Annotated in this window: 6 protein-coding genes; 5 read left to right on the top strand and 1 reads right to left on the bottom strand. The window is 48.1% G+C overall.

All coding sequences use genetic code 11. The features are described from left to right. Nucleotides 1-1544: 1544 nt before the first annotated feature. A complete protein-coding gene (locus NFR90_RS11395; RefSeq protein ID WP_251453123.1) occupies nt 1545-2705 on the bottom strand; it encodes a tyrosine-type recombinase/integrase in 1161 nt (386 codons plus the stop codon). Between NFR90_RS11395 and NFR90_RS11390 the strand changes: the two genes are divergently transcribed. The 5 genes from NFR90_RS11390 to nrdD are packed head-to-tail and all read left to right on the top strand — an operon-like array spanning nt 2704 to nt 4742. Further along, the gene (locus tag NFR90_RS11390; RefSeq protein ID WP_251453122.1) at nt 2704-3336 is read left to right on the top strand and encodes a tail fiber assembly protein; all 633 of its coding nucleotides are present in this window, start codon (nt 2704-2706) and stop codon (nt 3334-3336) included. The genes NFR90_RS11395 and NFR90_RS11390 overlap by 2 nt on opposite strands. 16 nt (nt 3337-3352) lie before the next feature. Further along, nucleotides 3353-3832 carry a phage holin family protein gene (locus NFR90_RS11385; protein WP_251453120.1) on the top strand — a complete coding sequence of 160 codons (480 nt, stop codon included), beginning with the start codon at nt 3353-3355 and terminating at the stop codon, nt 3830-3832. After that, the gene (locus tag NFR90_RS11380) at nt 3825-4196 is read left to right on the top strand and encodes a YcbK family protein (protein WP_251453119.1); all 372 of its coding nucleotides are present in this window, start codon (nt 3825-3827) and stop codon (nt 4194-4196) included. The genes NFR90_RS11385 and NFR90_RS11380 overlap by 8 nt, the downstream gene beginning before the upstream one ends. Beyond that, on the top strand, nt 4189-4563 hold the full coding sequence (locus tag NFR90_RS11375; protein WP_251453125.1) for a hypothetical protein: 375 nt from the start codon (nt 4189-4191) through the stop codon (nt 4561-4563). The genes NFR90_RS11380 and NFR90_RS11375 overlap by 8 nt, the downstream gene beginning before the upstream one ends. Continuing rightward, nucleotides 4560-4742, top strand: a complete 183-nt coding sequence (gene nrdD, locus NFR90_RS11370) for an anaerobic ribonucleoside-triphosphate reductase (protein ID WP_251453124.1) — start codon at nt 4560-4562, stop codon at nt 4740-4742. Before NFR90_RS11375 ends, nrdD begins: the two co-directional genes overlap by 4 nt. Nucleotides 4743-5085 lie beyond the last annotated feature (343 nt).

Here is a 5085-nt window from a genome sequence, read left to right as displayed (position 1 = left end):
TTTAATAATGAGCGGAGGAAGTTTTGGCGTATTCATAATTACAATCGATTATCTAATTAGGTAATCTAGTATAACACGAAAAATCCTTTTATTCCACTGAAATAAAAGGATTTTTTGTGATTTTTAAATTTTTAGTTCTCTAGTTCTGCAATTTTTCAGGAATAACTGGGGTGCTTTTACAACTTTGTACGGCATACTTACAAGTGCAAACGGAGCTATGGCTGTATCTTCGCAGGTTCCGACATTGTTAGAGGCTCAGCCAACGGGCGGTACATCGTACGAGGTTCTAAATTACTCGGCTGATCGAGTAAGCTCGATTTATGGCAATTCAAGCACTGTTCAACCTGCGGCATTGAGGGTATTGGCCTTAATACGCGCGTATTAAGGCTAGTGCACGTATTGATGCAGGTTGCACAGTTTCTGAGGCTCCATAGATGACGCTTGATCTAGAGGAATCCAGCGAGATTGTGACGCCCTGCTGGTCTGTTTGATATCCGTCAGGGAAATTGATTTTATTTGCCCCCGTTCGTCCGGGAGCGTCTCGAAATGAGACATCTCCATGCGCAAACCCTTTCGATGCCTCCAAAAATCGATCGAAATAAATTCCTCCCGTCATATTCGGTCCGGAAACACGCTGCCCCAGCCGGCAAGAAACCAACTGGGGCATTTACTCACGTGCTCTTATCGCGACCACAGCAGGAGAATCAGGGCGATAACCAGTTTTGGTAGCCATCGCCTAATCAGCTTTGCTATAATCAGAGCAGAAGATTTTTTAGAGTACATGTCTAATCTTCCATTTGAGCGGCTCTAGGACGGCGAATCCTTGAGCCGTTTGCTTTGGTTTTTGCGTCAAAGATTGAGCGGGTGACCAGAGCGAAACCGTTCAATTCCTCGCTCAGTCATGTACACCTGAACAGGACTTCCGCATTGTAGCAAAACTCTTAAAATTCACTTTCCGAATATCGACGGTACTTCTTTGCTTGCTGGGTTCGTAACGCCAGAATCTGGGGCCGTTTGCGGTAACGGTCCGTTCGCTGGCATGCGCCGTTGGGTGCAGAATTTTGTCGTGACTGACGGATCGGATTCGTCAGTTCTCGAATTCGACGCTAGCCTCGCTAATGATCAGTACGGAGCATCAGATACCGTACAGCCTAATTCTTTACGGGCATTGGCGCTCATCCGAGCATTTTAAAATGCCCTAATCAAAACCAGTGCTCGCATGGCAGACGGTTGAACAGTACCTGATGCACCAAAAACTTGATTTGATCGGTTCGCGGAGAAGTTGAACAACTGAAAGCCGGTAGCTGTGTTTGTTGAGATTGAACTTGAATCGCCAGATTCAACCTCGGCGTCGGAGATCGCACCTCCCGACCAACCAATTTTTGATAGGTTTGTTCCGTTCCCTAGTGCGACCGCTCGCAAACGAAATGTACCCTTGATATTCGGGAATTTTCTGGGATTGCTCGGAACCCCCGCCAATGAACGGCGGGGAGCAGTTTTTTGACTGTGCTGAGCACGTGGCAAAAATGTCGAGATATTCGAGCCTAATCCTCATGTGAATCAGTGTTTTGCGTCAGTAGCTGAGCACATTGAGCACATTGCTGGATGAACGCATGCCAGCTGAGCATAATTTTTTGTCTCGGTGCAAAAAAATCGGTTCGTTGATACGCTCGGACCACCTGCGACCCGACCACGTGCGCTAAACAAGCCTCGGCAATCTCAAATGGAACATCGTTGTCAGCGAACCAGGACCGCCCGATTGAACGCAGTCCGTGAGCAACCAGACGGCCCCTAAATGCTGGCTGCTCGTGCAGCCATTTGGCCATGGCCTGTGAGCTAATGGGACGGTTCGCGTTTGTGGCGGGGAATAAAAATGGAGAACGTTTATTTTTCCGCATTCGTTTTGCCTCGCTGATGAGCGAAATCAGAAACGGTGTCAGCGGGATTCTATGAGCGCGTTTCATTTTCATGTATTCGGCAGGGATTGTGATCGCCTCCTCGTTGATCCAGTCGAGGCGCATTGAAACAACCTCGCCCGGGCGCAACAATGTGGCTAATGAGAAATAGAACAGAACCCTGTATTTCGGAGGTGCCAGCGCCTCAACCTGAGAGATCACGATAGGCAGCTCCCGCCAGTCGATAGCAGGCATGTGGCGAACCTCAGGGACAGGAAAAACTTTAGTAATTTTTGCCAGTGGGTTTGACTGTAGGTATCCCGCATTAACAGACATGTCGAAAATTTCACGGGTACGCATCAGCAGTCGTTTGACTGTTGACTGGTGACCTGCGGCCTCAATTGGCTCCATCAGTTTGATGACGATCGGCGGCGTGATTGAATCGAGCTGGCGACTCCCGATTTTTGATATCACGTATTTTTCAAGACGAATTTTTTCGTCTCGGTAGCTACTGATGCGCCCCCGTTTTTTGGAGCACCAAAAACGGAATGCATCGCGCACGGTATACGAACCGCAGGGCTCAAGTTCGAACTCTTTGCGTTTCTGTCGAGCAATCGCACGAGCTTGCATTAATGAAACCTCTGGCCAGTGACCGAGAGTGATATCGACGATTCGGCCATTCTGAGGAACCCGTAAAACCCATGATTTAACACCAGACGTTTGGACTCTGAGCGCTAGTCCAGATTGATCTGTTATTTGATAGCGCTGATCCCGCGGCTTGAGTGCTGCAATTTTTTTAGAGGTAAGCATGACAAACTCCGTTGAAAATTTAGTGAAAACCGTCTACGTTTATGACGAAGATGGATTTTTCACAGATTCGCACATTGCACAACCGAATCCCCGCAGCCCGGGCAAATGGTTTTTCCCGCCCTGTTCAACAGTGGTCAGGCCCGCAATGGAACCAAAGGTTTTCTACAAAATTAGGGACAAAAACAGCACTGAAAGCGATTGGGATGCCATCCCGTTTCCTGCCGGCCCTGAGGATTTTATAGGCGTTGAGATTCCGCACCAGTCACGCACTCAGAGATCGAACACCCTCCGATTATGGTTGCGCAAATTCGTCGCAGAGAATCCTGCACTATGGCGGGAAAAACAGATCAATGATGAGGATGGGAATCTGAAGGCAATCACGATTGAGGCAATTCCTCAGCCGACAGCTGAGGAGCTAGCAGAACAAAAAGCCCAGACAGTCCGATCTCAGCGAGATCGCCTTCTTTCACAAACTGATTATTTAGTCAGTGGAGATTACCCGATCAGTGATGACGATTTAGCGACAGTGAAAGCCTATCGGCAGGCCCTGAGAGACGTTCCTGCACAGGAGGGTTTCCCTGATTCTGTCGTGTGGCCTGAATTACCTAAGGTAACAGTGCTTCGAGATTGAATTTAGGAGAGTACAAATGTGGCAGCAGATTGCCAGTGCTATCGAGGAGCTGAATCCCGAGATACTAAAAAACGCCTGCTTAGCCCTGGCTGGCATTTTCACGAGCATTGTGAGCACGTTGATGGGCGAACATCAGCATTTGTTTTATTGGTTGTTCAGTTTTGTAGTTGCGGATTACCTGACAGGTATTTTTGCCGCAGCGAGGACGGGAACGTGGTCCAGCCGTGAAGGATTGAGAGGCGTGGTCAGGAAATTTTTGATCCTCCTGACTGCCATCGGGTTCCACGGTGTGGACCAGATTCTCAACGAGCCATGGATTGGCGCCTGGGCAATCGGAGCGCTTTCGCTGAATGAATTGATCTCGATTCTGGAGAACATTGAGAAATCCGGATTCGGTTCAATCATTCCAAAACGAGTCCGAGACATGCTGGCACTGGTCCAGGAGGAACATAAAAACAGACTCAACAATAAATTACCGGGAGTGAATCATGAGTGAACACTTCAAACCCGAGGAGTTTGCATCAAGAGATGGCAAATCCAGCCCATGGCCCGAGGTCGTTGACCCAGGCCTTTATTCTTTATTGGAGGAAATCCGGGCAGACTTCGGAGAACCAATTTTTATCAACTCTGGCTATAGGTCGCCTGAGCACAATGCGGCAGTCGGTGGAGCTAAAAACTCTTACCATGTTAAGGGCCAGGCGGCAGACATTCGGCCTACGCGATATCGCAATCAAAAACGGTGGCAGGAGGCCCTCGGGCGTCTAAAAATTATCGCTAATAGGCGATGCAAGGGCGGTGTTGGCTTCTATCCGACATTCGTTCACGTCGATCTTGGACCAGAGCGGAGGTGGAATGGTTAGAGCAATACTAACAGTAGCTGGATTCATTGCGACCGCGATGTGCGCCTATCATTTTGGCCAAGAGGAAGTTGAGCTGCGCTGGGCTCAGGACCGAGAGCATTCGCTAATTCAACAAATTGAAAATTTACAGCGGAAAGATCATGAAATTGCAAAACTTCAGCAGTCTATTTCTGTTCTTAACGACTCTGCTGTCAGGGTGCGCAGCAGAGATGCCGAGATACAGCGACGCCTACAAACCGAGCTTAGAGAGTGTGGTAGATTTAAACGAGCATTTGAGCTCTCTTCAGCAGCTCTTAATCGATGTGCAGAACGCGCAGTCAGCGATAGAGGAATCATTGAATGGTGCGCAATCCAGCTCAGGAGATGAACATGGACAACATTGAAAAGTTCGGCATTACAAACAGTGAACGCACCAAATGCGAAGTCTGGACACGAGTGATGGGTTACCACCGCCCTATTTCGTCATTCAACATCGGAAAAAAAGGCGAAGTCGCGGAGAGGAAATATTTCTCAATAAAGAAGAGCTCTGCCAGCTGCAAAAGATAAATTTTGCCCCGCTCTGTCGGGGCAATTTTTTTGTTCTTTGCCGTATTTTATCCGTGTAAGATTATGGCAAAATATATGGCAATTTATTTATAGCATCTGCAAAGCCTCACCAATAGGGAATATTCAATTATTGTTGGGGCCGCCAGAACCCAATATCCATGCGGGTTTTCAGAGTTTTCAATCATCTAATACACAGAATAACCACAGTCGATATCTGTTTGTCTTTGCCTGCGGTTTCTCAAAACCCCGAATCAGAATCTTCGCGAAAAACTCCCCGCATGACTTATCTTCAGCAGAACAACCTTCTCCGGCTGCGGCAGTTGTCTTTTCGCGGCTCTGAGCC

The organism is Parasutterella muris (assembly GCF_943193095.1).
Classification (GTDB): Bacteria; Pseudomonadota; Gammaproteobacteria; order Burkholderiales; family Burkholderiaceae_F; genus Parasutterella; species Parasutterella muris.
This window is presented reverse-complemented; position numbering and strand designations above follow the sequence as displayed.

Coding starts and splice junctions, on each gene's coding strand:
- NFR90_RS11390 (WP_251453122.1), top strand. CDS start 2,704: ATGACAAACTCCGTTGAAAATTTAGTGAAAACCGTCTACGTTTATGAC.
- NFR90_RS11395 (WP_251453123.1), bottom strand. CDS start 2,705: ATGCTTACCTCTAAAAAAATTGCAGCACTCAAGCCGCGGGATCAGCGC.
- NFR90_RS11385 (WP_251453120.1), top strand. CDS start 3,353: ATGTGGCAGCAGATTGCCAGTGCTATCGAGGAGCTGAATCCCGAGATA.
- NFR90_RS11380 (WP_251453119.1), top strand. CDS start 3,825: ATGAGTGAACACTTCAAACCCGAGGAGTTTGCATCAAGAGATGGCAAA.
- NFR90_RS11375 (WP_251453125.1), top strand. CDS start 4,189: ATGGTTAGAGCAATACTAACAGTAGCTGGATTCATTGCGACCGCGATG.
- nrdD (WP_251453124.1), top strand. CDS start 4,560: ATGAACATGGACAACATTGAAAAGTTCGGCATTACAAACAGTGAACGC.